Source organism: Treponema sp. R6D11, from assembly GCF_054786075.1.
Genome location: NZ_BDHD01000841.1, coordinates 1 through 480, shown reverse-complemented (window position 1 = coordinate 480; position 480 = coordinate 1). Strand labels below are relative to the sequence as shown.

Below are 480 nucleotides of genomic sequence, written 5' to 3'. Positions count from 1 at the left end.
CATTTGTCCGCCCGTGTTGGAGTAAACTTCCGTGTCCATACAAAGCAGATTTACGTTTTTGCCTGAAGCAAGAACATGGTCGAGTCCGCCAAAGCCGATGTCATAAGCCCAACCATCGCCGCCGAAGCCCCATACCGATCTCTTAACAAAGTGGTCGGCAAGTGAGAGCAACAATTTCGCCGTGGGTTTGGATTCTTTTTTAAGAGCGGCTTTAAGCTCGTCAACATTTTTGCGTTGTTCATCAATTGCCGCATCGTCAGCTTGGGTGTTTGCAAGAAGTTTGTCGATGATTCCGGCGGCGATACCTTCGCTCTTTGCCTTTTCAGCCATTTCACGGGCGTGAACAGCAAGCTTGTCGCTTGTAAGTCTAAAGCCCAACGCAAATTCCGCTGTGTCTTCAAAAAGGCTGTTTGACCACGCCGGACCGCGTCCGTCTGAACGCTGAGCGTAGGGCGTAGTCGGCAAGTTTCCGCCATAGAT

At 50.6% G+C, this 480-nt stretch carries 1 protein-coding gene; it reads right to left on the bottom strand.

Going from position 1 to position 480, the window contains the following annotated elements:
- The coding region (locus tag ACYVTD_RS16420; RefSeq protein WP_461248738.1) for a thiamine pyrophosphate-dependent enzyme at nucleotides 1–480 on the bottom strand (480 nt) is incomplete at both ends.